The sequence below is a fragment of the Paraniabella aurantiaca genome, assembly GCF_050309965.1.
Lineage (GTDB): Bacteria > Bacteroidota > Bacteroidia > Chitinophagales > Chitinophagaceae > Niabella.
In genome coordinates, this window is sequence record NZ_JBLOSY010000002.1 from 298,731 (window position 1) to 325,217 (window position 26,487).

General features: G+C 42.2%; 20 protein-coding genes and 1 riboswitch. Of the genes, 14 read left to right on the top strand and 6 right to left on the bottom strand.

Annotated features, from left to right (window positions below; genetic code table 11):
- Nucleotides 1–165: 165 nt before the first annotated feature.
- From ACLOAU_RS15935 to ACLOAU_RS15950, 4 genes are all read left to right on the top strand, one after another.
- Nucleotides 166–3,006 (top strand): outer membrane beta-barrel protein, encoded by a 2,841-nt coding sequence (locus ACLOAU_RS15935; protein ID WP_427862891.1) that lies wholly within the window; start codon nucleotides 166–168, stop codon nucleotides 3,004–3,006.
- Between the two features lie 367 nt (nucleotides 3,007–3,373).
- Complete coding sequence (locus ACLOAU_RS15940; protein ID WP_427862892.1) at nucleotides 3,374–5,485, top strand: hypothetical protein; 2,112 nt, start codon at nucleotides 3,374–3,376, stop codon at nucleotides 5,483–5,485.
- 274 nt (nucleotides 5,486–5,759) lie between these two features.
- A complete protein-coding gene (locus ACLOAU_RS15945) occupies nucleotides 5,760–9,686 on the top strand; it encodes a hybrid sensor histidine kinase/response regulator transcription factor (RefSeq protein WP_427862893.1) in 3,927 nt (1,308 codons plus the stop codon).
- A 114-nt stretch (nucleotides 9,687–9,800) separates the two neighbouring features.
- Nucleotides 9,801–10,799 carry a LacI family DNA-binding transcriptional regulator gene (locus ACLOAU_RS15950; RefSeq protein ID WP_427862894.1) on the top strand — a complete coding sequence of 333 codons (999 nt, stop codon included), beginning with the start codon at nucleotides 9,801–9,803 and terminating at the stop codon, nucleotides 10,797–10,799.
- 75 nt (nucleotides 10,800–10,874) lie between these two features.
- On the opposite strand, the gene ACLOAU_RS15955 is transcribed toward ACLOAU_RS15950, so the two are convergent.
- A complete protein-coding gene (locus ACLOAU_RS15955) occupies nucleotides 10,875–11,894 on the bottom strand; it encodes a LacI family DNA-binding transcriptional regulator (RefSeq protein ID WP_427862895.1) in 1,020 nt (339 codons plus the stop codon).
- Nucleotides 11,895–12,096: 202 nt separating this feature from the next.
- On the opposite strand from ACLOAU_RS15955, the gene ACLOAU_RS15960 reads away from it, so the two are divergent.
- A complete protein-coding gene (locus ACLOAU_RS15960) occupies nucleotides 12,097–12,696 on the top strand; it encodes a hypothetical protein (RefSeq protein WP_427862896.1) in 600 nt (199 codons plus the stop codon).
- 219 nt (nucleotides 12,697–12,915) lie between these two features.
- Here ACLOAU_RS15960 and ACLOAU_RS15965 read toward each other — a convergent pair whose 3' ends face one another.
- The 4 genes from ACLOAU_RS15965 to ACLOAU_RS15980 form a co-directional block, all read right to left on the bottom strand.
- The gene (locus ACLOAU_RS15965; RefSeq protein WP_427862897.1) at nucleotides 12,916–13,917 is read right to left on the bottom strand and encodes a carboxypeptidase-like regulatory domain-containing protein; all 1,002 of its coding nucleotides are present in this window, start codon (nucleotides 13,915–13,917) and stop codon (nucleotides 12,916–12,918) included.
- A gap of 46 nt (nucleotides 13,918–13,963) precedes the next feature.
- Complete coding sequence (locus ACLOAU_RS15970) at nucleotides 13,964–14,356, bottom strand: hypothetical protein (RefSeq protein WP_427862898.1); 393 nt, start codon at nucleotides 14,354–14,356, stop codon at nucleotides 13,964–13,966.
- Nucleotides 14,353–15,138, bottom strand: coding sequence for a hypothetical protein (locus ACLOAU_RS15975; protein WP_427862899.1), 786 nt, complete (start codon nucleotides 15,136–15,138; stop codon nucleotides 14,353–14,355). Before ACLOAU_RS15975 ends, ACLOAU_RS15970 begins: the two co-directional genes overlap by 4 nt.
- A gap of 113 nt (nucleotides 15,139–15,251) precedes the next feature.
- Nucleotides 15,252–16,304, bottom strand: a complete 1,053-nt coding sequence (locus tag ACLOAU_RS15980) for a sensor histidine kinase (RefSeq protein WP_427862900.1) — start codon at nucleotides 16,302–16,304, stop codon at nucleotides 15,252–15,254.
- A 100-nt stretch (nucleotides 16,305–16,404) separates the two neighbouring features.
- Between ACLOAU_RS15980 and ACLOAU_RS15985 the strand changes: the two genes are divergently transcribed.
- From ACLOAU_RS15985 to ACLOAU_RS16005, 5 genes are all read left to right on the top strand, one after another.
- Nucleotides 16,405–17,133 carry a LytR/AlgR family response regulator transcription factor gene (locus ACLOAU_RS15985; protein WP_427862901.1) on the top strand — a complete coding sequence of 243 codons (729 nt, stop codon included), beginning with the start codon at nucleotides 16,405–16,407 and terminating at the stop codon, nucleotides 17,131–17,133.
- 473 nt (nucleotides 17,134–17,606) lie between these two features.
- A riboswitch (TPP riboswitch) is annotated at nucleotides 17,607–17,697 on the top strand.
- A gap of 53 nt (nucleotides 17,698–17,750) precedes the next feature.
- Complete coding sequence (locus ACLOAU_RS15990) at nucleotides 17,751–18,473, top strand: class I SAM-dependent methyltransferase (RefSeq protein ID WP_427862902.1); 723 nt, start codon at nucleotides 17,751–17,753, stop codon at nucleotides 18,471–18,473.
- Entirely contained in the window at nucleotides 18,473–19,528 is a 1,056-nt protein-coding gene (locus ACLOAU_RS15995) for an AIR synthase family protein (RefSeq protein ID WP_427862903.1), read from the top strand. Before ACLOAU_RS15990 ends, ACLOAU_RS15995 begins: the two co-directional genes overlap by 1 nt.
- A complete protein-coding gene (locus tag ACLOAU_RS16000) occupies nucleotides 19,525–20,160 on the top strand; it encodes a thiamine phosphate synthase (RefSeq protein ID WP_427862904.1) in 636 nt (211 codons plus the stop codon). The genes ACLOAU_RS15995 and ACLOAU_RS16000 overlap by 4 nt, the downstream gene beginning before the upstream one ends.
- The gene (locus ACLOAU_RS16005) at nucleotides 20,157–20,435 is read left to right on the top strand and encodes a Trm112 family protein (protein WP_427862905.1); all 279 of its coding nucleotides are present in this window, start codon (nucleotides 20,157–20,159) and stop codon (nucleotides 20,433–20,435) included. Before ACLOAU_RS16000 ends, ACLOAU_RS16005 begins: the two co-directional genes overlap by 4 nt.
- Before the next feature lie 1,176 nt (nucleotides 20,436–21,611).
- Here the strand turns inward: ACLOAU_RS16005 and ACLOAU_RS16010 are convergent.
- The gene (locus tag ACLOAU_RS16010) at nucleotides 21,612–22,400 is read right to left on the bottom strand and encodes a Rossmann-fold NAD(P)-binding domain-containing protein (RefSeq protein WP_427862906.1); all 789 of its coding nucleotides are present in this window, start codon (nucleotides 22,398–22,400) and stop codon (nucleotides 21,612–21,614) included.
- Between the two features lie 907 nt (nucleotides 22,401–23,307).
- Here ACLOAU_RS16010 and ACLOAU_RS16015 point away from each other — a divergent pair.
- The 4 genes from ACLOAU_RS16015 (at nucleotide 23,308) to ACLOAU_RS16030 (ending at nucleotide 26,238) form a co-directional block, all read left to right on the top strand.
- The gene (locus ACLOAU_RS16015) at nucleotides 23,308–23,454 is read left to right on the top strand and encodes a helix-turn-helix domain-containing protein (protein ID WP_427862907.1); all 147 of its coding nucleotides are present in this window, start codon (nucleotides 23,308–23,310) and stop codon (nucleotides 23,452–23,454) included.
- A gap of 442 nt (nucleotides 23,455–23,896) precedes the next feature.
- A complete protein-coding gene (locus ACLOAU_RS16020) occupies nucleotides 23,897–24,811 on the top strand; it encodes a pirin family protein (protein ID WP_427862908.1) in 915 nt (304 codons plus the stop codon).
- 25 nt (nucleotides 24,812–24,836) lie between these two features.
- A complete protein-coding gene (locus tag ACLOAU_RS16025) occupies nucleotides 24,837–25,859 on the top strand; it encodes an LLM class flavin-dependent oxidoreductase (RefSeq protein ID WP_427862909.1) in 1,023 nt (340 codons plus the stop codon).
- Between the two features lie 94 nt (nucleotides 25,860–25,953).
- Nucleotides 25,954–26,238, top strand: a complete 285-nt coding sequence (locus tag ACLOAU_RS16030) for a GNAT family N-acetyltransferase (RefSeq protein WP_427862910.1) — start codon at nucleotides 25,954–25,956, stop codon at nucleotides 26,236–26,238.
- The last annotated feature ends 249 nt before the right edge of the window (nucleotides 26,239–26,487 follow it).

Genomic DNA, 26,487 nt, shown 5'->3' on the forward strand with positions numbered 1-26,487 from the left:
ATAATTTTGAAACCGATATCATTTTATTGATAATAGGTTGTTGCTACTATCGCCAAAGGTCTTCAATTATTAGACGTTTTCAAAAATTGCAATCGATTTAAAAATTTTGTAAAAATTAGCGAAAGGTCCGGTTCTTTTAAACGTCAAACCGGCAATACAAATTTTATGAGACTAGCTGGATTTTTCTTTTTTATAATGCTCAGCATTAGCGGATATGCCCAAACTGTAAAAGGTACCTTGATGGATCCTGTTGAAGGTATTGTGGTAAAAGGAGTAACTGTTCAATTATTGAATGCTTCAGACAGTACCATATTGAAGACTACAACCTCAGACTCCTCCGGTACCTTTTTGTTTTCTAACCTATCTATCGGGAATTATGTGTTGAAGGCAACAGCGATAGGCTTTGAAAATTTTTCCAGGCCCTTTTCATTAACTGCTTCTGAGCCGTCGGTTGATATGGATGATGTTTATATTCCCAAAAAAACAACAACACTGGAAGGTGTGATAATTGTGGCGAACGCGCCGGCAGTGAGCCAAAAGGGCGACACCACGCAGTTTAGCGCTTCGCAGTATAAAGTGAATCCCGATGCAACGGCCGAAGATCTTATTAAAAAAATGCCGGGCATAACTGTTGCCAGGGATGGTACAGTAACGGGCCAGGGCGAACAGGTTAGAAAAGTGACCGTAGACGGAAAGGATTTTTTTGGCGATGATGCCAATATGGCCTTAAGAAATTTACCTGCTGAGGTAGTGGATAAAATACAACTTTTTGATCGTTTAAGTGACCAGGCCCAGCTTACCGGGTTTGATGACGGGAATTCTATGAAAGCTATAAATATAGTAACACGCGGGGGTATGCGCAACGGTCAGTTTGGTCGCATTTTCGCCGGTTACGGATCCGACAACACTTATTCGGCGGGAGGCAATACCAGTTTCTTTAAAGGAGATCGTAGAGTAACACTTATCGGTAATTTCAATAACATAAATGTTCAAAACTTTGCCCAGCAAGACTTATTGGGTATGATGAGTGGTGGACGCGGCGGTGGCGGTCGTGGAGGTGGAGGTTTTGGCGGAGGGGGCTTTGGGGGTGGTTTCGGTGGAGGCGGTATATCTTTTGGCCAGGCCGGCGGAATCAATACCACCAATGCGTTTGGTATTAATTATTCTGATAAATGGGGCAAGAAAATTAATGTAAGCGGATCTTATTTTTTCTCGAATGGCAAAAACGTAAATGAAACGGAAACATTTTCACCTTCTGTGACTAACGATGAAAGTAGGGTATTGAATCTTACAACCAGAAATACATCTGTTTCCAACAACAACAATCATCGGTTTAATATGCGGTTTGAATATAAGCTGGATTCAAACAATACGATTACTTATATACCAAGCTGGAACTTTCAAAATAACAGTAGCAGGTCTACCAACTATACATCGGCTATTTACGCCGATGGAGACAGTTCTTATATCAGCGATGCTTCGGGCAGCTCCAACCGCGATGGCTTTAATATAGGCAACAGTTTAATGTACCGCCGTGCTTTCAAAAAAGCGGGCCGGAGTTTATCGCTTTCATTACAAGCTAACTTTAGTAAAAACGATGGTGAGAATTTCAATCTCACTACTATTGATAAGTACGAAGAAATTAACCTGCCCGATGTGCGCAATCAATACCGGACTAATCCAACCAACAGCGCTAACTATTCTGCCAGGATGAATTTTACGGAGCCATTAGGTAAAAATGGTATCCTGGAGCTGAGTTATACACCAGCCAAACGTATCAATAAACGCAACCAGGAAACTTTTGACTATGATGGTGTAGCCTATACAATACCCAATATTGCGCAGTCAAACCAGTTCGAAAATACGGTAGTGACCCATAATGGCGGCTTCAATTACCGACTGGGCAGGGGAAGGGATAACCAGCTCTCCGCCGGGTTTGATCTTCAATATTCAAATCTTTACAGCGAAAGAACAAAGCCTACTATAGGCAAGGTAGATCAGAACTTTTTTGCATTTCTTCCTAACCTGATGTGGAATAAAAAAGTAGGACGTTACGGTAATGCACGCATTTTCTATCGCTCGGGTACTGATTTCCCCTCCATCGATCAATTACAGGACGTGATAGACAGCTCTAACCAAACCAGTATTATTGTGGGTAATCCTAATCTGCAACAGGCATACAACCATAGAGGAGCGATCAGGTATATATATGCTAATACCAAAAATAGCAACAGCATAACCGCTAACATAAACTTCAACCTGATAGATAATTATATTTCTACCGACGTGGTGAACAACAAGGGAATTACCAATACAACCTATATTAATCTTGACGGGTATCGTAATTTTTCAGGCCTGCTGGTATATGCATTTCCTGTAAAATTCATTAAATCCAACTTTAATATTACTACTAATTATAGTTATGATAAGACTCCGGGTAAGTACAATGGCAATTCGGGTTTTGTAACCAGAAATACGTTTGGCGGCGGCATCGTATTAAGCAGTAATATTAGTGAGTTCATTGATTTTACGTTGAATTATGACATCAATTATACAAAGACAAGTAGCACATTGGACAATGCAAGTGCTGGTCAAAACTACCTGCAACAAAGCCCCGGAGGAACGCTTAACTTACTAGCCAAATCGGGATGGTTTTTTAATACGAACATTAACTATCAAAACTATAAGCTTGAAAATGGGCGCGATGAAAGGTTTGCGTTATGGAATGCTGCATTGGGCAAAAAATTTATGCCAAAAAAACAGGCTGAGTTAAAGCTATCTGTTTTTGATATTTTAAAGCAAAATAATAGCTTTAGTCAAACTCTTAATCGTTCTAATCTGATTCAAACAACAACCACCCGCGTTTTACAACAGTATTTTATGCTCACATTTACCTATAGCTTGCGCAACTTCGGTAAGGCTAATACTTCCATGCCGGGTGGTGATTGGCGCGGTGGAGGCGGACCATTTCAGGGACGGCCACAGGGTGGACCTCCATCATTTTAAATAAGGAAAGATTTCTTCATATAGCAAAGCAAAGGGCCGGCGGTTGTCTAATCAGCGGCCCAATTTTTTTGCACATATAACTACGCTCATTATACAAGGAGATAGCAAGGAGAAAAAAATATCTCAATTAATGCAATCGATTGCAATATTGTTTTATCTTTATTTGTCTTTAGTACAATTAAAGTATGGCCAGATCGTGGTAAGAGTAGCATTGCTTGATAGATAAATAACAGGGCGGAGCTTGCATCAGAAAATAGGTACACCGCTTGTCTGTCATATTTTACCGGGTTGAATTCAAAGTGGCCTTGGTCCGGAATGCTTACAGAAGCTGGTTACGATTATTAGGATAACATGATATAACATATTTATGAAAAGATTCAAATTTCTGTTAGGAAAGCCAGCTGCAGGTTTGGTTGTTGCAACAGCTGCATTATTTTCTATGTTCCAGGCCCATGGTCAAAAGGCGCCGGTTTCTAAAAATACGCCGGCGAAATTCGTGCATACAGCAGCGGGCAATCCTTACCTGCCCTTGTGGGAGCATTTACCCGATGGCGAACCGCGTGTGTTTGAAGATCCCGATAATCCGGGGAAGTACCGGGCTTATATTATAGGATCGCATGACCTGCGGGTAAACAGTTATTGTGGTCCTGATATCAGGATGTGGTCGGCTCCTGCAGAAGACCTGACCAGTTGGAGGGATGAGGGACCTGTTTTTATCTATCCTATCGACGGGCAATGGGATGTGATGTATGCGCCGGACCTGGTTGAAGTAAAACGAAAAAATGGTACCAGGGAATATTATTTGTACCCGCATAGCCGTGGCCGCAACAGGGAAGCAATGGTAGCAAAAGCAAGCCGTCCCGATGGGCCGTTTACACCCGTTAACCTGACACCCGATGGGAAGAGTACTGTTCCCGGAAGTATTTTAGGATTTGACCCGGCTATATATGTGGAATATATCACCGATCCGGAGGACCCGGATTATGAAATTGGTTTCAGGGCCTATGGCTACTGGGGTTTCCAGGGATCGTCGGCTGCCCAATTAGACCAGAACACTATGTATTCGCTAAGGCCAGGCACCACTATTTCAAGGCCATTTTTACCTGCCAGTGTCAGGTATGGAGGGCCGCTGCGTGAGCCTGCCGGTACCCAGTATCCTCATATTTTTCCAGGGGAAGACCTGGGAACCTTCAATTTTTTTGAAGCTTCCTCGATACGTAAAGTGGGTAATAAATTTGTTACTGTTTATAGTGGGTACTCCGGGCCGGACTATGGTATGGGGAGTTCCAATTCAACCCTGCGTTATGCTTATGCCGATTCACCATTAGGTCCGTGGAAGAGCGGGGGCGTGTTGGTTGATTCAAGGGCGCCTGTGCTAAATGAGGATGGCACTGCCATACAGGGAACCAATGCAGGTCATAATACCCATGGAAGCATACAGGACATCAATGGTCAGTGGTATGCATTTTATCACCGGCCTCCCAGAGGATTTGGTTTTGCCCGTCAGGCCATGGTAGCTCCGGTAACTGTTGCCTGGGATGAAAAAAAAGTGGCCGATGGTGGCGCTGTTACCATCAGAGCTTATGATCCTTATGCAAAAGATAATATCTGGACCGCAAAAGACAAGTCCGGACGGGAATACAAAGGGGCAGAAGTGACTTCTGAAGGATTCCATTTTTACGGGCTTAACCCTTATCAATACTACTCTGCCGGTTATGCCTGCTATCTTTCTAATGTGGGTCTTCAACAGGATTCGTGGGACATCTGGGACAATCATATGCCTATTGAGAAGGTGAAGAATGGTAATATTATCGGGTATAAGTATTTTGGTTTTGGCGGATTACAACAAGATAAAAACGGGTTAAAGGCATTCGAGGGAACCAAAGCAGGTAATCAAACAGCGTTCAACCTGTTTCTGACACCTAAAACAGCCAAGAGCTTTAAGGTAAATGTTTGGCTGGATGGTCCATGGGGTAACGCTACATGGAAAGGAAAAAAAATCGGTGAAATAATTGTCCCGGCCAATGCCAGGCAGGAAGTAACACAATTTAAGATAGATGTTGCCAAACATGTGGACCATCTTGATAAAAAACATGCCATTTACCTGGTAGCAGAAGGGGAGGGAACGGATGAGCTTTTTGATTTAACGGGTCTTGGATTCAGCTCCAATAAAAAGAAAATAAACCGTCCTGTTGTACCGGTAGTTAAGGTAGCAGTTAATGGAAAAGACATCAGCCTGCCTTTAACGCCTGTACGGTCTACCAATGCGAATGGCATTACAGGTTACGATATTTATGAAGCAACTTATAAAATTCCTTCTGGTATAAAAGCGCTGCCTAAGGTAACAGCTTCGTCCAATAATCCAGGTGTGAAGGTTACAGTTACGCAGGCGACATCGACCTCAGGAAAAGCGACCGTGAAATTTGACTATAAAGGTGTCGTGAAGACTTATCATGTGCTGTTGACTTCAGAAGGATAAGGCTTTAAGGCATTCCCAACATCTGGATAGCTAATAGCTATCATCGGCGAGCAACGGGATTTTAAAAATATTTTCGGATAGCAAAGCAAACGGGCGGAGATTGTCTAATCATCCGCCTTTTTTATAACCAGCTACTCAAATTCAATTGAAAGCAATCTTTAAATGATTTCGATTGTAATAATGTGTAGCTGCGATCATATCAGTTACTTTTGTGTTGAACCGGGTATTAAGATAATGGCCCACTCAATCGTTTACGTTTCGGGATATAGAAAATATGAAATCAATACTGCTTATTAAATCTTTTCTGATTATTGTATTAAGCCTGGTATTGTACCGTCCTGGTTTTACTCAGCAATTTGTTTTTTCTCCTTTTGAGCGCCGGGCCGATTTAAACGAAGATCAGATCCGGTTTGTAAATCAGCTACCAGACAATCGGTTGGTTATATTAACCGAAAGCTCTACCAACTTATACAATGTAGGAGCAATAAAGAATATTCCTCTCGATACGGTCAATTTTCTACCGATTAATGATTATACCAACAATCACTTTTGCTATGTTGATGATAAATGGGTTTGGATAAAAAATCAAAGAACTTTAAGTGTAATAAATATTGCATCAGAAAAATATGAAAACAGCCCGGGTAGATTATTACAGGGTTTAGGCTTTTCAGAAAAACCGAAGAACATTTTCCTGGATGGACAGAAGAATATCTGGCTGATATCGGTTAAAGACCAACTGTATTGCTATGATCGCAACAGTAACAAAGTAAGGTTGGCCCTGTCGGATGTTACAGCTCGACATTCTAAAGATGTTGTGATCGAAGTTGCCAGTTGGGGCGAACAGGTTTTTCTTATTTACCGGTCGGGCCTGGTAAGGTGCTTTGAACGGGCTACGTTCAGGGAACTATATGCCATCAATATTAATCAGCAAAAGCCCATTCCATCGGCAGTCAATTTTGTAACTACATCCGGGCAATTTTTATATATAGCTATAGATGACTATGGAGGTGGTTGCAGCCTTATAAAATTCGATACCCAAACCCGGCAGCAGACCGCCTTAATCACAAACTATAGGCAAAGGCTGAACTACCTGGTATTTGACAAACACGCGGGGCTATGGGTTGCAGGCACAGATGGGTATTGGTATTTTGAAGCCAATGCTGTTGCAGGGCGTTTCTTTTCAGGGATTTTGCTTAATGACGGGCAGCAGGTGCATAGTGCTATCTCAAATGTTTTTTGCGATAGCCAGGAGGGAATATGGATGAGCACCAACAAAGGGTTATATTATTACAATCCGTATAGGTTTAGCTTCTCAGGTTTCAGTACCTCCTTTTTTCAGTTTAAAGGAACGGATGATCTGAAAGTTTTTTGTTTTGAAGAACTGGCAGACAGGCTGCTGATTGGCACACTAAACGGGGTGTACACTGAAGAGGTTGATCAGGAGAACCGGTCAAGGCTCAGATTGCTGGTACCGGGTTTAAGATGCCATACCATGTTCAGAAGTAAATCCGGAACTGTTTGGATTGGCGCGGAAGACGGTTTGTATTCGATGCATTCTAATGGTTCTGTATCCAGGGTGCTGGATGAATTTGTTTATTCGATCATAGAGCCGGTGGCTGGAACATTGGTTATTGGTACTTCTAATCATGGATTATTACAATTTGAAGAAGCTTCAAAACAGGTAACCACCTTGTTTGCTCCTGGTGTTTTACCTGATATAAGACAGGTGGTAAGCTGGAACCGGCATTGGGTTGGGTTTTGTAGCAATGGTTTGTTTTTTATCGATCCCTCAACAAAAACAATAAAATATGCGTACGAAAAACGCGGCGATATGGCTGCAGACCTGCCGCCTGATGTGCGTGTTTTGGTTTGCCTGTTTGCGGATAAAGAAGGCTTATTATGGTTGGGTACCTATGGAGGGTTATATGTTTGGGACCCGGCAATAAAGCGCTTGTACAGATTGAGTACTGCAGAGGGGCTTGTTAATAACAGTGTGAAGTCCGTTATCGAAGATGCAGATCGTTCGATTTGGGTCACTACATCAAAAGGTATCAGTCGCATTGAGAAGAAAAGGTCGGGCATCGACTATAAATTTGCCATTCATAATTACAATGAAAATGATGGAGTCAGCAGACATGCTTTTGTAGGGAGGGCCAGTTATTTGTCTAAAGACGATCAATTGTATTTTGGCAATTTGGACGGATTGAATTACTTAAAACATTCCGTTCAACCAGGCACGCCGAAAATACCCGTTGTGATCTTTAATTTGAAGCTTTTTGGCCGGCCTGTTGAGGAAAACCTGGTATATGATGGAAAGGTTGTTTTAAAAGCTCCCTTATCACAAACCGGTCAAATCACTTTAAATCATCGTCAGAATTTTATAAGTATCCAGTTTTCAGGATTAAATTACATAAATCCTGAAAAAACATATTTCAGATACCAGTTATCGGGGGTAGATAAGCAGTGGAGAGAGGAAATACCCGGACAGCATTTAGGTGAGGCAATTTATACTAATCTGCCACCGGGCGAATACAAGTTTAGTGTAATGGCAAGTTTCGACGGACATCATTGGCCGGTTGCAGCTAAAGAACTGATCATTTCCATTCAGCCGCCCATCTGGGCAACCGTTTATGCAAAAATATTTTATACGCTGCTACTCGCCGCTATATTGTATGGGTTGGCTAAAAGCTACAATGCAAGGCAGAAAAAAATCAGATCTCAACAACAAGCAGAAGCTATTGAACGGGAAAAATCCAGGTTTTTGACCAATATCAGCCATGATCTTAGAACACCGTTAACATTAATTATAACTCCGCTACGGTCTTTGATCCAAAAAATATCAGACAATGAGCTAAGAAATAATTTGCGACGTATTGAAAGTAATGCCGACCTGTTGCTGGATACCGTTAATCAATTACTGGAATTCAAAAAAATTGATGAATCGGGCGAGCTGCTCCATGTGGGCTATGTCGACGATCTGTCATTCTTATCAGGGATCGCATTAAATTACAGTCAATTGGCTGCAGAGAAGCAAATCGATTTTCAGGTAGATATAGCTGAAACATCGGGTGTCTGGCTTGATAAGAAGAAGGTGATTCGTATGGTAATGAACCTGCTTTCCAATGCCTTTAAATTTACGCCGGATGGGGGAAGCATTGTTTTCAAGGCGTTAGTTGAGGGAGGAGATGAATTAATCATAACCGTAGCTGACACGGGCATCGGCATTCCTTCGGCCGAAAAGGAACTGATCTTTGGCAGGTTTTACAAAGCTCATAACCAGGACGACGCTAATACAGGAAGTGGTATTGGACTTTACCTGGTAAAAAAATACGCGGAATTACATGACGGATATGTCACAGTGTCTGACGATGACGTGTATGCAACTATATTCAAGGTGGTTTTAAATGTAGCACGGCTGGGGCAAAAAACGGAAGAACCGGGTTTGGATACTAAAAAATCTATTCTTATTGTAGAAGATAATACTTCATTTCTGGAGTTTTTAGAGGCAGAACTACAGGCTTACTATACTGTTTTTACAGCCAGCAACGGAAAAAAAGGATTAGATCTTGCAATAGAAAAGCAACCGGACCTTATCATTACCGACATGATGATGCCTGAAATGAACGGTATTGACCTATGTTTATCTATAAGGAGAAATATTAATATATCGCATACGCCCATCATCATGCTCACTGCACGCAGTTCAGATGAAGCTCAATACGAAGGATATGAAGCTGGTGCCGATGCCTATTTGGTAAAACCTTTTGATATGGACATGCTCAAATTACGTATCCGTAAGTTGATGCAGATGTTCTTAGACAGGCAAAAACTGTTCAGTACAGGAAAAGATATACAAGCGGATACCCCTCTCAGCACTAATCCATTGGATAAAGACCTGCTGGAGCGCGCTGTAAATTGTGTAAACCAGAACCTGGCTAATACAGAATACACTGTTGAAAAATTCAGTGCCGATATGCATATGGATCGTACCGGTCTCTACAGAAAGCTGATGGCTTTAACCGGTCAGTCTCCAAGAGACTTTATAAGAACCATCCGCCTTAACAAAGCTTCCGAATTATTACGGGATCCGAATGCGATAGTAAGCCAGGTGGCTGAAGACGTGGGGTTCAGCAGTGTTTCTTATTTCTCCAAAAGCTTCCAGGAAAAATTCGGTGTTTCGCCCAGTCAATATCGTCAATAGGCTGATTTTTAAGCTGTTTATGCGTGAAATCAACATGCGTTACAATCTTTTCAACATGGGTTTTTCAACTTTTTGGCGCAGACCTGCACTTTTGTTGTCAACAAACGATTACACGTGCCAAACAAAAGTCATTCTATTCAACAGCCTAAAGTTGCAGTTTTCGATCTTTTCAGACTAGTAAGTAGTAACGGTATCGGGGAGCCCGATAATGCATTTCATTCGCTTCAACCTGGACGGCGTAAAAGAAGTCGCAGAACCACTTTTTCAGATAATACCCAATCGGCCACCCGTATTGCTGATAACATCCCGCTATTTTCGCGATCGGCCCGTATTGCGGTATTGGTTGAGGGCCTTTCAGATCATGCTACCAATAAAATTATTTCGGGCATCGAAGCAGCGGCGGAAAAAACCGGGTATGAAATTGCCATTCTAAATATATTGGGTAAGCAGCGGCCCCTGACAGGCCTGGATAGTTTTGAGGGATTTATTGCTTGCTGCTCCGATGAGGCTGTATTAGATCAGGGCTTTTTCGACAAGCTGGGTAAACCGGTTGTTGTTGTGGGCAATGTGAAAAATGCCGGCGAGCATCATTGTATAAAAACCGACTATCAAACAGGAGCTCAACTAGCCGTCAATCACTTAATCGATCAGGGCTGTCAAAAAGTCTTGATGATTACTTCAGAAAATACATCTGCCAACCTGGATAAATACCTGGGTTATAGAGATACATTGAAAAAATCAGGCAAAGATTGGCAGGAGCCGTTAACATTTACGGAGCCGGGTATAGAATCGGGAATGGAGATAGCCGCTCAGATGTTTCAAAAGGGAGTATTACCTGATGGTGTATTCATCACTAACGACTGGGTAGCCGCTGGCTTTATGAAGTATTTAAAAAAAATGGAGAAAAGTCTCACCACAAAAACTACTGTAGTGGGTTTTGGCAACGAATCATTATGCGAAATGATCGAGCCTGCTTTATGTTCTATAGATTTTCGTAAAGAGCTGGCTGGATCAACAGCGCTACATACGTTATTGGACCAAATAGGTGACGGGCATCTTGTAGTAACGGGCGAATTGACGGTAATTGAACCTGTATTGGTAACCAGGGCTTAAAAAATAGGTAAGTATAATATTTACCTCTTCAAAAGCAAAACTGTTTGTACCTCACTCGACGGCTGAAAAGAATAGTTATCGCATAGAGGATTCTCTCACAATCAAGCGGGCCGGTAAAACAGTTTTAGAGATCTTTGGCATTTCTGGATTTTCAATCTGCAGCAATATATTTTGAGCAGCTACTCGCCCGATCTCATATCCTGAGTAAGCAATGCTGGAGAGATTAGGCTCAATAAGCGTTGCAACGGGTTCGTCGTTAAAACCTACAATCGCTATATCCCGGGGAATATTTAGGCCAGCTTTTTTCAAACCCGCTATGCAACCAGCCGCGCAAAGATCATTCTCAAAAAACAGACCATCAGGACGCTTACCCATCTTTAGCAGGTGATCTGCTACTTGTCTGCCGGATTCAATACTGCTCAAATCATCAAAAATCAACAGCTCTTCTTTCAGCCTTTTATCACTCTCTGCTAATGCTCTTTTATACCCGGTATATTTCTCTGCATAAATACCCTGGTTCACGCCGGTTGTTACATGCGCTATTTTTTTACAGCCTGTTTCAATCAAATGCTTTGTGGCCATATAAGCTGCCTGCACATGATCTATTATGATTACAGAATTGTCCGTTATATCTGGCACATGATCAAAAAATATTAATGGTATTTTCTTTTTTATAGACTGATCGATATGATCCGGACTATTAGCCTGGTCAGCTAATGATACCAGCAGCCCATCTACCCGGTTGTCCATCAACATTTTTAAGGCCGATATTTCTTTGTCGGACTGACCATAAGTTTGACCGATGATGATATTATAACCTTTAACACTCAGCATGTCTTCTATACCTGATATTGCAGAGGAGACAAAATGGTTGGTAAGCCTGGGTATAATTATTCCAATCAGGAAACTTCTCTTATTTCTCAGGCTACGCGCAAACGGGTTAGTCTGGTATCCCATTTTTTGTGCCATCTGATGCACTTTATTACGTGTTTTCAGCTTGACTTTTGGGTCGTTTTTTAAGGCACGGCTTATTGTTGATGAAGCCAGATCCAATTCTCTGGCAATATCATATATAGTTATTTCTTTTTCTTGCATAAAACTTAGCTATAAAAATACTTATTTTTTTATAGTTAGAATCAATATGGAAAAGTAAATCGCCAACAGCTTGATGGATTATATATGTAGACTGGCGGGAAATGTAGCAGATAAGACCGGAGTTCATTGCTATAGCCAGGATTGATGCCGGAAAAGAAATGGACTAAATTATAACTAATGAAAATTATGTAAATACAGATACATGAGTACAATACTGGGTTTGATCTTTAATGATGAAGTCATTATTGCATCAAACATTCCAAAATTAAACGATGAAAATGAAGGAAGCGCGCATGCCTGTGTTACAGGTATATTCGTTTACAATTTAGAGCCGCAGATCTTTTATGTAAGCTTAACCGGTAAATATCGCGAGATACAACAGTTCAACTTAAAGCTGGGTGCAGCAAATTTTGTTGGAGCGCATGTTTCTGCTGATGTATTTGTATCCACTTGTTATAGCATCCTGAGGCAATTATCTTTATCTGATCTCAGGATAATGGCTGTTTGTTTTGATGGAGGCCCGACGCTGTACCTGGTATCGGCAAAAGGCATAGAGCGGCAAACAGGTCAAAATAGCTATTTAATAGCATTTCCCGCATCCCTTCCGGTAGCCGGGTATTACCTGCTCAACAAGCGTTTTGCGTGTTCAGAATTTTTTCCAACAAAAGCAGATGCTTTGGCTTTTATACAAAATGTATTTGGACACCTTACGGATACCGATATTTGTTTATCCGGAGGTACAGGTTATGATTATCTGTCCATCTCAAACCCGTTTGATTTTGAAAATATCCCGGCGGAATAATTACCAGGAGGATCCCATGTTTATCAATTTTTCATTGAGTTAAAATAACTAATATGCCAATAACGAATGAATTGCAGTAAATGCCCTTTGTTTAAATTAATGTATGATAAAAGGAGAAGATAGAAATCTCCTCCGCAAACTAAACATGAGAAAGTATTCAATAATGTGAGCTGATATAAGTCTCCTTATAAGTTTAGATAATTTTTATCGTGGCAACCCTTATGGGTGCTCAATAATAATAGGAACGATCCACCAGTTACCATACCAGGCAAGTATTTCCGGTTCGCCGGGAATGAAAGTGACTTCAGCCACACCCGTGGCCTGCTTAGGTTTCATACCATACAAAGGTTTGAGATTGATGTTTTCTCTCATCAGTATGTTGGCCCCGCTTTCCAGTTTTACTTCGATTTTGTACTTTCCAATTGGGATGTTGTTAATGTAAAGCTCATTGCTTTCTATAACTTTACGTATGGTGAAGCTAACTTTTTCGTCTGCATGCACTAGGTCGAGCGGAGTGAGTTTAATAACAATAATGGTTCCCACGGGAAAGCTGCCGGGTAACGGCAAAGATTGAGTACGTAGGGTATATGACAAGTGAATGGCTGCTCCAAGATAGCTGCTTGGCCAATAGGGACCTTTGCTGATCTGGTCGGGTCTTCCTTGCCCATAAGGCAACAGAACAAAATTTTTGACGGCTCCATCGGTTGAATTAAAACTATTAAGATTACTGTCTGCCGGAAACAGCGATACAGGAGCTTTCGCCGATTCATAGTCCATTAAGTATTTAGCGCCCCATATTTCTACATTGCCAACCGGGAGAAGAATTTCATAGAAACCGTTAGCATCGCTGGTTGCGCTGGCCGAACTATAGCCGCCGCCGATTATTGAAGATCTGACGCCTATTTGCGCACCCGGGAGGGGCCTGCCATATATGTCTTTTACGTAACCTTTCAAGGTGCCTGGCTTTACGTTGGTAGCTTTAAATGCAGGGAGTACCGGGCGCTGCCTGCCCATAAGATCTACATAAAACTGTGGACCCAGAATGGTAAACTCCCTGCCGGAAGCTGGCAGCTTATCGTAGGGAATGGGGGTTCTTGTTTCATTACCCGAACCATTGCCGGGATTTTCGTCTCCATCTTCCGGGGAAGTGTCAGATTTAGAGCAGGCAATTAACAGCAAGGACATGATAACAGGGATCATGTGACGGTAAAGAGGTTTCATTTAATTGGTTTAAGATGTTTGTTATAATTGAAAATGTAAGAATATATTAACCGGTTCTAAAGAACAGGAGCAGACTGCGCTGATGACCTGATAGGGCCAATATATAAAGCACGGTTAGGGTAATGAAAATTACCCAGTTGAGATCATCGAATAGATGATACAATACAATGCAGGCAACAATGGGAGCGAGTGCTATTAGGGCTGCAAATCGCATTTTTCCAAACAACAATAGTATAGCCGCTACCAATTCAACTATTTTTTGAAGCAGGAAGATATACCTGGTTTTGGCCAACGCTACGGCTAAATCAGAATCGGGGTTCACCGGAATGGGAGCTTCAAAACCCATAAAGTAGATCAGGCCGTTAAAAGCTCCAAATAAAAATGTCAAACCGAGCAGCATTTCGGCACTTCTTGACAAAGGTTTTATTTGTAATTTCATCTGGGTTGAATGGCTTTAAGCAGTTCCTGTAAATCTTCTTTGTTCAGGCCGTCGCCATCCGTAAGTTTCCAGAATTTGTCCTGTATTTCGCTGTAAGGTTTTAGCCATTCAGGTTCTTTGTAGTCCTCCCTCATCCTTTCCCACGGATTATAGTGGCGGGTAAGTGCGAGATGTGGCTTGTTCTCCAAAATAGATAGGAATTTAAGTACTTCGTCGTTTGTAATGACTATATAAGGTTTGTGTAAACCTTTTGCGATAGGAAATTCTCTATCGTCTGGTCCAAAGTTATCCGCCCAGGGCATACCTTTTGACGAGTTCATACAAGCAACACCAAGGTAAAGAGTGGTGGTATCTCTTCCGCCATTCGAACGGTAAGGAGGAACGTTTATTCTTACTCTTCCCATCAACATACCGTTTTGGATTCTGCTAGGTGCAATATTTAACATTACTAGACCCTTGGGAAAAGTTACTTCTCCGCCGCCCCATGTACTGTCACTTACAATATTAATATCAACATAAAATGTATTGGCAATACCATGTACCTTGGAGGGAGCAGGGTCAAAAGGCAGGGCTTTTCTTGATACAAGCTTTAAGCCATCAGGTAATTTAAAGGGCGTGCCCTCGGGTAATCCGTCGCTGTCTCCAAACCCGGGCAGATGTTTGACACTCTCAATCCGATCGAAAGACAACTTTTGGCCTTCAGCTGTAGTATCTTTTTTGCTGCATCCCGATAGCACAGCAATAATTAACCAACTTGCAATAATCAGTGATGTTTGATTCATACCCGAAATTACCATCGGGTTATACTGCTTTATTAATATTCCGGTAAACGACAGGATAGAGCTGCCAACAGCTTTTAAAGCCGTTGAATTGCATTAAGCCCGGGTAAGGATCTCTAACTATTGGGAGAATAGGGTAGCGCAAACTGAACCTTTACCTCATTGCCTTCAATAGTTATTAATAAATTTTCATCAAACTGAGTTTTCAGGCGCTTTGCTGTATTGATTAAACCGAGGCCGGTGCCTGTAAACATTTGTTGGACAGTTTTTGCGCAAGGTGCCCCGCAGCTTTGTATCTCAATGACAACCTTTTTGTTCTGCAGTGAGCCGCTAATAGAAACATAGCCTCCTGTTATGGAAGGTTCAATGCCATGCCTGATAGCATTTTCAACCAAGGGCTGTAATAACATAGGCGGGATGAGTGAGTGCGCAATTTCCCGTTTCGTATCTATCTTGTAATGAAGCCTGTCTCCAAAGCGCTCTTTTTCGAGACTGAGATAATTGGCAATAAATTCCAGCTCCTTTTCCAGGCTAACCAGTTCCTGTTTAATAGAGTCGAGCCCATAACGGAAAATGCCGGCCAGCCTTGCTATTAAAACCCGGGTATGTTCCTCCGAAGATGGAACCGAGGCGCTGATACTATTAAGGGTATTAAACAAAAAGTGAGGTTGAATTTGTGCTTTTAATGCATTGATCTCTGCTCCATGCGCTAAATCCTGCAGTTCCTGCTGTTTTCGGAACTGGGCTTCTCTTTCCCTGAAAAAAAGATCGATATGAAGTGAACTAAATACCTGTATGTAGAATAGCAGGTTGGGCCCGCTGTTTTGAAGTACCTGCCTGCCCGTCATGCGCGGAAGTCCTGATAGATGGTTGTAAGCAACGTACAATAATATCCAGATCAGGTAGTACAGGGGTGCTGTTAAAAAATGCAATGCAAACCTGGTTTGCATAGGCAGGCCGGTCCACTTTCTAAAATGAAGCCACCATACCGGAAGACAGGCGATAGCCATGATAACACAGTCAACGATAGTTTCTTTTATGAAGGAAATGGTGAAGCCCTGGGAAAACAAACGGGGCGTTCCATAGAGTATACTCATCAACAGGAGGATGAATATGAAGAGACCAATCTCCCTGCCGGCAACTTTTTCTTTTGATAGACTCAGGCTCATTTTCAACAATATTTAATTAGAGTACTCCAATTGTACATTTAACAATAAAACTATCTTTGCAAATCTATATATCTTATATCAGTAGCTAAAGCCATGATTGATGTCAAAAAAATCCGTATTAATCATCGACGATGAAGAGCCCGGAAGAAGATTGGTGAAACAATACCTTGAGCCCTATACCAACTTCCGGGTTGCAGGCGAATGTTCAAACGGCCTGGAAGCCATCCGGAATATTAATTTAATGGAACCGGATCTTGTATTTCTTGATGTGCAGATGCCCGGCGCCAGCGGCTTTGAAGTATTGAAGCGCATTGAACATGTTCCCCATGTAATATTTACGACGGCTTACGACAGGTATGCTATGGATGCCTTTGAGGCAAGTGCTGTTGATTATCTGCTGAAGCCCTATACGAAAGAACGTTTCGACAGAACGATGACAAGATTGGAGCAGCAGCATATATTCCCTGCATTGGAAGCTTTCACCAACCCGGTACAACAGGAAGGCTTTGCAGACCGCATCCTCGTTGAACATCAGAAGCGATATAAAAATATTGCTGTTGATGAAATTTTATACCTGAAAGCACGTGGCGATCACGCCGAAATATATACTAAAAATGCAACCTACCTGAGCTCGGTGGGCATCAGCTCCCTGGCGGAAAGACTTAATCCCAGGCTATATGTAAGGCTTCACCGTTCAACACTGGTAAACATGAATCATGTAAAAGAAGTTTACCGCGATGTGGGAAAGATCTTTGTTGTGATGGAAAATGGTGTCGAACTCAACGTGGGCCGTAATTATCAGCCGCTGATCAAAGAACTTATGGTGTAACCCTTGTACAGGGTTTCACCTGTTGTGATTACGATCTTCGCATCCTATTCATCTGTGGCTGGTACCGTACTACTGCAGGTTGTTACAATCAGCACTTCCCTGCTGAACAGCAAACATAAGAGGTCTGCGTCTTTCTTAAATTTCATGAAAAAAACTTTTTGGCAAAATTAAAATGGCTATTTACTCTAAAGACATAAAATCGGTGAGTAACATTATGCGGCTATGAATTGCACCAGATAAAGCTGAACTGTAACTGAATTAGTCGGCGGGCTAAATATCAATGCTGGAAGTAAGATCAATTCTATTTGCGAATATGAACGATAAGCCCACTCAACCACCCGGTTGGGCTGCCGGTGATTTTATGATCCTCGATAACTCCCTTTTATTTTTGAACCCTAGTATTCGTTTACGGGTGCATAACCGGCAGCGCAAATTTTCATTGGCTCTTTATACAATTTTATGTACGTTTGCCAAGACATAGCACGGGGTGCCTTTGAATGGCTGAGATCATACCCGTTACCTGATTTGGATAATGCCAACGTAGGGATGCAAGTTGAAATATCTGTTTCAAGCTCCATCGTTTGATTTCTATCAGGTGATGGTCTAAAATAAAAGAAATGGATATAGAAAAATTTTCCACAGACTTAATACCACAGGAGCAACAAAACTGGCAGGGGAGACCCGAGTGGTTTTTCAATCGTGAACATACAGATACTTATGAGCAATGGTATGAAGGACGATATAAACTTGCTGAAGTGTGGCAGAAAAAAGTGATGGAACAGTTGGTGGGCGCTGACCGGCGTGTAAAATCATTACTGGAATTTGGATGCGGAACAGCGCGTTTTACCAGGTGGTGGCAACAAATAGGGATCGAAGCTACCGGAGGAGATATCTCACCGCTTATGCTCTCACAGGCAAAACATCTTTTTCAGGGCGACCTGGTGATGGCCGACTCTCATTACATGCCGTTTAAGGATCATAGTTTTGATGCACTGGCATTTATTACCACATTTGAATATTATAAAGATCCTGTAAAAGTTATCAGAGAAGCGGCAAGAGTGGGCCGGTATGGCATAGCAATGGGCATGATGAATCGTAACTCCCCCAAAGTGGCAAGACGAAGGGTGCAACAGTTGTTTGGCAAAAATCCGTTCTATATAACTGCTACTTTTTATACGCCAAAACAATTAACCAGTATTATTCATAAAGCCCTGGAAGGGCGGGAATATACCATACGATGGACCTGTACGGGGCTTCCCGCCTGGTTTCCTGTACAACAATGGGGACTTCCGTTGGGCGATTTTTTTGGATTGTATGTGCAGTTTAAAGATGTTAACTAATGAGTGAGCCGCCGGGTAAGATAGACCATCATTTATTCGAAGAATTTATTCATAACAAATGTGGCCGGCAGCGTGATGAAGTGCTCACCGGCCCGCGATTCGGTGTGGACGTTTCTGTTATTGATTTGCCCGGGGGGATGGCTTTGGCGCTTACCAGCGATCCGTTATCATTAATACCTTCACTTGGTTTGCAGGAGTCTGCCTGGATGTCTGTTCATTTAATGGCTAATGATATGGCTACAACAGGGTATGCGCCCATGTACGGTCAGTTTGTGTTAAATCTTCCTCCTTCTTTGTCAAAGAAGGACTTTAAAACCTATTGGGATTATATTCATCAGTTTTGCAAGGAAATAGGGGTTGCTATTACCGGCGGACATACAGGTTTTATTGAAGGGCAGCATTCTTCCATTGCCGGAGGTGGAACTTTGGCAGCGGTGCTGCCTAAAGATAGGTTACTGGTATCGCGACTGGCGGAACCAGGGAACATCCTGTTGGTTACCAAAACCTGTGCGCTGTCGTCTGCGGCTATACTGGCAATGAGCTACCCCGAAACAGTTAAGAACAGGGTGGGGGTGGAAGTATATCAACAGGCATGCGAATCATTCTACCTTACATCATCGCTACCCGATGCTTTAACGGCGGTGCAGCTAAACGGTGATAAGGCTGGTGTTACTGCCATGCATGATGTAACGGAAGGTGGCGTGCTGGGTGCTATCTACGAACTATGCGCTGCATCCGGAAATGGTGCGGTTGTATATAATGACAGGTTACCTGTAGCTGAAGCTCCTGCACAGATCTGTAACGTTTTCGATCTGGACCCACGATATTGCATAGGCGCCGGCGCCATGATCATCAGCTGTAAAAAAGAAGCCTCGGCTGATATTATTACAAGGTTGGCCGGCCAACATATTCCCTGTGTCGCCGTTGGTGAATTGTGTGAAAAACGAAGCGGTATGATCCTGGTTGACGGTGATAAAAGAAAGGAACTGGATTACATGAAAACAGATCCTTATTGGACTGCGTTTTATAAGGCATTAAAAAAAGGCTGGAAATGAAAAGGAAAATACAGGGTGGCGTTTATCTTATTATAGATCCTTCCATGGACCAGGATGTGCTATTAAGCACCCTGAAAGAGATCGTAAGAGAAAAGATTGCAGCGGTTCAGATATGGGATAATTTTTCGCCTGACACCAACCAGCCAGCACTTATTGAACAGGTACTGCGTTTATGCCATCTTCAAAACATTCCGGTGCTGATAAACAACCAATGGGAACTATTAAAAACAATGAACTTAGATGGCGTTCATTTTGATAAGGCTCCTGGCGACATCGTTCAATTGAAACAACAAATAGGTCGCGAAGTGATTGCTGGTATTACCTGTAATAATGATCTGTCTGCCGTTAAATGGGCTGATGAAAACAGGTTAGACTACATTTCCTTTTGTTCCATGTTCCCCTCATCAACTGCAAATAGTTGTGAGCTGGTGAGTTTTGACACCGTCAGGAAGGCAATAGAAATAACGGATATACCTATATTTTTAGCCGGTGGAATCAATCCCGAAAACCTGCCTTCCCTAAGTGCGCTCAATTACTCGGGTATTGCAGTAGTATCAGGAATAATGAGTGCTGCAAATCCCCTGGCTGAGCTAAAAAGATATCAAAAACGTATAGAAGAAATAAAAAAATGAAAATAAGTACTATTGAAAAACTTTGTTGCTCATTTGATAAAGCTGAACTGGAGTTAACAATCATTACAAGGGACATAGCGGACAATGTTGTTGAAGGCATATTATGCTGTAATAACTGCAGGAGAGTTTATCCTATTGTTTCCGGAATACCCATTATGAGTCCTGATGAATACCGTGAGCAAAGGTTAGAACAACCCTTATTGGAACGTTGGGGAAAAGGTGGTGTAATGCATGATTTCCGGCTTCTTAAAAGCGAGATAAGCAGCGAAGACTAGCCTGGGATGAATTGATGGTAATGTATGGCTTGGTCTGCCGGCTATGATCAATTACAATCTTATTCGGAGCTTGCGCTGTTCCCTGCTGCGATTTTTGTCCTGTTGTGTTCTCATTCAAGGATGCCCGATCAAAAAAAGCCTGACGTAAAAACGCCAGGCAAAACTAAACCTAACTAAACTATTTTAGACTCTTTTAGACTCTTTGGATGGAAGGTTTATACAAGGTAATCTCATCGCCTGAGTATTGGACCTGCTTTGGATAGAACATGGCGCTGTCTATCCACATATCTCATCCTGATAAGACTATTATCATATGCTAACGCTAACAGGCATATCATCGCATTTACAAAAGGAGAAAATGGTGAACTTAATGCGACAGGTGAATAGGGAGTAGATATACACACTGCGCCTCCAATAAAATTCATATCAGGCCTGTCTGATGTAATGAACAGAGACCTTGCTTTTAACAAACACGATCTCCGTCGTCCTGTAGGGCAGAGCAATACAGCTCCTGGTTACAGCTGCCGGGGCTTGAAAACAGCTGCAATACCCAGTTCATACATGCATTGACATCTTGCCAGGGCATACCATGAATAGCTGTAGTCACTACTACAGATCAGGCTTGATATGAAAACTGGTTTACGTTTACGCCTGCAAACGCATAAGGTAATAAAGGACTTATAAATCGGGCTTAGCGACTTATGCTTTATTATGCAGGCAACATCAACCTGACCGGATAATTTACTCTGGCTATAATTACTAAGCTCAATATGCAATTACCAGGTAATCACTTTCCGCTATGTTACTGTTTGGCTTTTAAAATTCATAATTGATTTAAGGGCTTTTCGTTTAAGAATTCTGATAGTTTATGAAAGAGCTCAAACTTTGCTGTTGGTTGATCGGGCTACAGCTTGTTTAAGGGCTATCTTGTTCATAGTCGCGGGTTTTTCTCAGTTCATGAGGGCTTTTCACGTAGTAAGAGATTCCTTAGACTAAGGCCCAAATATACAGATTGCTAATATACAAATCACCGATGTGGAAAAATACGCTCAATTAAATTATTGTAGTTTTTACATTTGTCACTATGTGGTGAATTAATCGATAGGGTAATACCTGATTCTATAAAAATATCCCCAAACGAAGTTCAGAGAAGTCGTACATGTCAAAACCTTTTATTCATCTTGTGTCAGGATGGTTGGGTATATGAAATTGCCTGGGATCGGGATACATAAATTGATAGCCCAGCTCCTTCACCATTTTTTGAGATACAATTACTCTACCGGTTGCGGCTGCTGACGATGGGCCGGAACTAACCCCCGTTTGCGATTCAATGACTTGTCTTTTTGATGGGTGTAATGGTGCTACTACATTGTAAACCGTAGCCGTTACCGATTGTGTAATAAGTGAGTGAACGATCCGGCATATATCATAAAAATGTATATGGTTTACCGCAGCATCCATGTCCGAAACTTTATATTTTGATAACAACCTGTCATCGCCCATCAAACCTCCAAGCCTGAGGATATTGACCTGTTTAAATAACTGCCTGATTTCTTTTTCACCACTACAGCTTTCGGAAGGTAACAGCTCTTCGGTAACTTTACCTGCCGCTTCTTTGTAAACCCCGATTGAGCTCATTAGAGTAAGCGCTCCCTGATACCGCGCCAGGAAGGCAGATAAGTTCCGTATTCTTATGTCTAACACATCCTGACTTACTCTTTTTGAAAAAAGAGGTACTGTAATAATAATATGATCAATGGACGATAGCTTTTGCCAGGGGCTTCTATCAGCTTCCTCAGGTGGCTTGTCAAAGTTGATGATTTCGGGATGTAAGCCTTCATCGCTTAAAAGCTGTATTTTACTTTCTGTAGTTACCGTTGTATGTATCTCAAAGCTATTATTCAAATATTTCGCAATTCTATAACCTAACCAACCACATCCTATGATCCCTACTTTTCTTTTCATCGTACTGATATATATTTAGCAATAATACGCATGAAAATGTTACCGGCAGGTTCGATGAGCTTTTAAAAATGCGGAACCCGTCTGTTGCTATTTATATAACACCCCGGCTATGCCGGTTTGACTTTTGGAAATGCTCATTTTTCATAAGATCGTGTTTTTATAACGATTCCTGAGGGCGGGTCTCTCTTGTTGTCTGAGTAGTCTTAAAAACATGCCACCGGCAGTCGGAAATAGATCAGTGTTCTCAAAAATTTAAGAGTCAATGGGATGGTATTGTATAGTCCTAAACCTGCAATGATAAGCAGAGCCGCTCTTACAACAGGATGTGGTAAAATTTGCCGGCTGTAGAATACTATACCCGGTAATGGTGAAGTTTATAGACTTTAAATTATACTATTTCCTTTGTGTTTGGTTGGTGATGTATCTTCTATAACAGTGATAGTTTAATCGATGACCGTAATATATGACCTATTATTTAAGTGAAATAACAGGATAATAAGAATTGTTGTCCCAATACGGCTAAATTGGTTGATTGCAGTTTTTAACGACACCTGCGGTAATCATATTCAGGTAGCAGGAATGCTGTAGTCAATGTTGGCAGGAATGCTGATAAATCAGTAAAAACCACAACCATTTTTAAATTAATTACGTATATCATTTACAACATGGTTTGTTGGCGCATGTGAGGCCCGATGATTTAGCAACACAGGCTGAGCATGCGCCTTTTCATTTTCAGCAGGCAGGGGTTTAATACTATTTTCCCATTTTGGGATTAAATCCCGTGTATGACCTTGCCTGTACTATACATCCGTTTAATCGATACATACCCGGGCAGGGGAAGGTTGGATAATCAATTTCATGTAACCAGAACCGATGAACTGCCATTCCCGATACATGCTGTACCCCGATGCTAAAATACTTCTCGGTTTTTCCCGCTTTAACTGTTGCAAACATAGCTGATCAACTGAATTTCAGCAATCAGTTTATTTTTTCAAAGTTCTTTAAAAAGCAAACCGGGATGTCCCCATCACAGTTCCGGTCAACAATAAAGTAGCGGGCATAACGACAAATTGTTAAGCTAAACCCTAAATAAGCCTGGCAGGTGTGTACATTGCGTAACAAGGCCACAAAAGGTCTTTGCAAGATGCTTTGCCTTACCATAATTTGAGCCCTTTAGAAAGAGATGCCTCGTGTTTATTTCTGAATTGAATGCACACCTGGATTTACTGTATATGCCTGGCTATTAGCAGTGATGACAAAAGCGTTATGCAATGATGAGCAAAAATGAAAAGGAAAGCGTAAATTGGATATGCTTATGCCTCTTTTGGCTATAGAATTTTGTTGTTAATTTTCAAATTTTGACATTCAAATGTATGATCCTGGTTTACCTGGAAACGTAAATGCGCAAGGAACGAAGGCAGGCGTAGTGGATCCCAGGCCCTGATCAGGATGGACATACCTAAACAATATTAAAAGAAACTAAATAGATTTTACTCATGCTTGATATTGTTATACAGGCCCGCGAGGCTCATCTGGTTCCGGGATTTGCCGTAAGGCGCATATTGCCGTACCAGCTACGGAGAATGGTGGGTCCTTTTATTTTTATGGATCATGCCGGACCGGTAAATATTGGGGGAGCGGATATGCCCGACCTGGACGTTCTGCCGCATCCGCATATTGGCCTTTCAACGGTAAGCTATCTGTTGAGCGGCAATGTTACCCATCGGGATGGTCTCGGTATTGAACAGGTTATAAAGCCTGGCGAAGTGAACTGGATGACTGCCGGCAAAGGTATATCCCATAGCGAACGCTTTGAAGATCCGGCCATGCTGGCTGGCGGATCGCTTGAACTGATGCAGACATGGGTGGCGCTTCCGGAAAAAGATGAGGAAGCCAATCCTTCCTTTATGAATTATAAGGCTGAGGAATTACCTGTATTTACTGATAAGGGTATATGGATGCGCCTTATTGCAGGGAATGCCTACGGGTTGAATAGTAAAGTACAAACCTCCTCCCCGTTATTTTATGTTCATGTGGAACTAGATAAAAACACACGTTTCGGACTTCCCACCGGGCACTCCGAAAGAGGGGTGTATGTGGTGAGAGGAACTGTTGAAGTAAACGGAGTTACTTATACCAGGGGGCAATTACTTGTTTTTTCAACAGGCGTTGATCCGGTACTCTTTGCCAAAGAGGATTCGACCCTGATGATGTTGGGCGGGGAGCACCTGGGCAAACGGCATATCTGGTGGAATTTTGTGTCGAGCCGTAAAGAGCGTATTGAGCAGGCAAAGGAAGACTGGAAGCAAGGACGCATTATACTTCCTCCTAACGATAATCATGAGTTTATCCCGCTGCCCGAAGATAAATACAAGCATGGAGGTGAGCCGCCGCCGAATACGCTTTCATAATCTAATCATTAAACCAGCAATAGTAATGGAAATAGGAATAGACAGTTTTGCCTCGGCAATGTATGGCAACGATATGCTGAATGCTGCAGATGCTATGGAGCAATTGCTGCACAGGATCGTTGCGGCAGACGAATCGGGACTTGGCTTTTTCGGCATTGGCGAGCACCATAAAAAGGAATTTCTCGATTCTGCGCCGGATGTTATCCTTGCAGCCGCCGCCGCCCGTACCCGGCAGATTCGACTTAGCAGCGCTGTAAAAGTTTTAAGTACAGACGATCCGGTAAGGGTATACCAGAGTTTTGCTACGCTTGATCTGATTTCAAGGGGAAGAGCCGAACTGGTAGTAGGCAGGGGCTCATCGGTAGAAGCCTACCCGCTTTTTGGCTTTGATCTTAAAGACTATGATGCCCTTTTTACAGAAAAACTACATTTATTACTCCAGGTGCGAGATAATGAATTCACGACATGGGCAGGCAGGTTCCGCCCTCCGATATCCAACCAGCCTGTTTACCCAAGAGCCTTACAGGAAAAATTGCCCGTATGGCTGGGTGTGGGCGGTACACCGGAGTCATTTATAAGAGCGGGATCTTTAGGCTTGCCGTTGATGGTAGCCGTTATCGGAGGAGAAACGGAACGGTTTCGTCCCCTTGTCGACCTGTACCGGGAGGCGGGCTATAAAGCCGGTTTTACGCCTGAGCAGCTAAAAGTGGGTTTGCATTCGCCTGGTTATGTGGCCGTTTCAGGCGAGCAGGCCATAGCCGATTATTTTCCGGGCTATGCAGAACTATGGACTAAATTAGGCAAGGAGCGGGGCTGGCCGCCTGTTACACGGGCGCAATTCAATTATTTAACTGCTCCGAAGGGCTCCCTTGTGGTGGGCGGGCCTGAAGAGGTGGCCGAAAAGATATTAAGGCATAGCAAAGCACTTGGTGGCATCGAACGGTTTGCCTTCCAGATGGACAATGCCGGGCTCTCGCATCAGCAACTGCTGCAGTCCATCGAACTTATTGGAGCCAGGGTTATCCCATTCATTAAACAGGCTTTGTAATAATTAATATATCAGGCAGGAAATGTCTTGAAATATGAATGTGTATCATTTTTTATATAAATAGGCTGACTCAAAAAAAATGTAGATTATCATTATGGAAATAATTGTAAAAGAGCTGGAAGGTAAAGGCTATGCAATGGCAAGAGAGAATGGGAAGAGAGCAGGAACGATGACTTATTCCATTGCCGGGGAGGAGTTGATCATTATCGATCATACCGAAGTGGAGCCCGGTTTCAATGGTAAAGGAGTTGGTCAGCAAATGCTGTATAAGATTGTTGATATGGCCAGGGATAAAAATATTAAGATAATCCCCCTATGCCCTTTTGCAGCAGCCATGTTTAAACGAACCGAAGCAATCAAAGATGTATTAAAAAGCTGAATGTAATGATGAATACGTCAAAAAACACAGAAAAGTAAAGTCTATCATAATCTTCAAACCCAATTCGTGTGTTCGAGCCATGGGAGCGGAACTAATTCATGCTATTACAGGATTACTATAGTTGGTAGTTCGGGTTTGCACATGCTCTTTAAAAATATAGGTATTAATCTTAAACCTCTGGAACCAGTATCTTTAAGTCAATACAACAAAGTATGTAGCAACAATTATCATTTTTTGGAAAAAAAGTGA

Coding starts and splice junctions, on each gene's coding strand:
- ACLOAU_RS15935 (WP_427862891.1), top strand. CDS start 166: ATGAGACTAGCTGGATTTTTCTTTTTTATAATGCTCAGCATTAGCGGA.
- ACLOAU_RS15940 (WP_427862892.1), top strand. CDS start 3,374: ATGAAAAGATTCAAATTTCTGTTAGGAAAGCCAGCTGCAGGTTTGGTT.
- ACLOAU_RS15945 (WP_427862893.1), top strand. CDS start 5,760: ATGAAATCAATACTGCTTATTAAATCTTTTCTGATTATTGTATTAAGC.
- ACLOAU_RS15955 (WP_427862895.1), bottom strand. CDS start 11,894: ATGCAAGAAAAAGAAATAACTATATATGATATTGCCAGAGAATTGGAT.
- ACLOAU_RS15960 (WP_427862896.1), top strand. CDS start 12,097: ATGAGTACAATACTGGGTTTGATCTTTAATGATGAAGTCATTATTGCA.
- ACLOAU_RS15965 (WP_427862897.1), bottom strand. CDS start 13,917: ATGAAACCTCTTTACCGTCACATGATCCCTGTTATCATGTCCTTGCTG.
- ACLOAU_RS15970 (WP_427862898.1), bottom strand. CDS start 14,356: ATGAAATTACAAATAAAACCTTTGTCAAGAAGTGCCGAAATGCTGCTC.
- ACLOAU_RS15975 (WP_427862899.1), bottom strand. CDS start 15,138: ATGAATCAAACATCACTGATTATTGCAAGTTGGTTAATTATTGCTGTG.
- ACLOAU_RS15980 (WP_427862900.1), bottom strand. CDS start 16,304: ATGAGCCTGAGTCTATCAAAAGAAAAAGTTGCCGGCAGGGAGATTGGT.
- ACLOAU_RS15985 (WP_427862901.1), top strand. CDS start 16,405: ATGTCAAAAAAATCCGTATTAATCATCGACGATGAAGAGCCCGGAAGA.
- ACLOAU_RS15990 (WP_427862902.1), top strand. CDS start 17,751: ATGGATATAGAAAAATTTTCCACAGACTTAATACCACAGGAGCAACAA.
- ACLOAU_RS15995 (WP_427862903.1), top strand. CDS start 18,473: ATGAGTGAGCCGCCGGGTAAGATAGACCATCATTTATTCGAAGAATTT.
- ACLOAU_RS16000 (WP_427862904.1), top strand. CDS start 19,525: ATGAAAAGGAAAATACAGGGTGGCGTTTATCTTATTATAGATCCTTCC.
- ACLOAU_RS16005 (WP_427862905.1), top strand. CDS start 20,157: ATGAAAATAAGTACTATTGAAAAACTTTGTTGCTCATTTGATAAAGCT.
- ACLOAU_RS16010 (WP_427862906.1), bottom strand. CDS start 22,400: ATGAAAAGAAAAGTAGGGATCATAGGATGTGGTTGGTTAGGTTATAGA.
- ACLOAU_RS16015 (WP_427862907.1), top strand. CDS start 23,308: ATGCTAAAATACTTCTCGGTTTTTCCCGCTTTAACTGTTGCAAACATA.
- ACLOAU_RS16020 (WP_427862908.1), top strand. CDS start 23,897: ATGCTTGATATTGTTATACAGGCCCGCGAGGCTCATCTGGTTCCGGGA.
- ACLOAU_RS16025 (WP_427862909.1), top strand. CDS start 24,837: ATGGAAATAGGAATAGACAGTTTTGCCTCGGCAATGTATGGCAACGAT.
- ACLOAU_RS16030 (WP_427862910.1), top strand. CDS start 25,954: ATGGAAATAATTGTAAAAGAGCTGGAAGGTAAAGGCTATGCAATGGCA.